The sequence below is a fragment of the Leucobacter sp. M11 genome (assembly GCF_035726885.1).
GTDB lineage: Bacteria > Actinomycetota > Actinomycetes > Actinomycetales > Microbacteriaceae > JAPFRB01.
This window is the reverse complement of the sequence record NZ_JAPFRB010000025.1, coordinates 1-269: the sequence shown is the minus strand read 5'-3', so window position 1 is coordinate 269 and position 269 is coordinate 1. Positions and strand designations below refer to the sequence as shown.

Genomic DNA, 269 nt, shown 5'->3' with positions numbered 1-269 from the left:
AGAGAAAAAATTGAAGAAACCTTGGTATTTATGAATGATCAATTGAGCATGTTTAATAAGCAGTCAGACTGGAAATCCGAGATGGAGAAGCTCGGTCTCGAAAGAATCGGGCATACCCTGATCGAATCGGTTCTTGATGTGGGAAACAGTATGATTGATGGTTTTATCATGAGAGATCCCGGAAGCTACGAGGACATAATCGATATATTGCTGGATGAAAAAGTCATCAATGATGAAATGAGCAAAGATTTAAAACGTTTGATCGAACA

Annotated in this window: 1 protein-coding gene; it reads left to right on the top strand. The window is 38.3% G+C overall.

From position 1 onward, the window contains the following. Positions 1–48: 48 nt before the first annotated feature. On the top strand, positions 49–269 hold a 221-nt coding region (locus OOT08_RS18860), incomplete at its 3' end, for a DUF86 domain-containing protein (protein WP_325094439.1).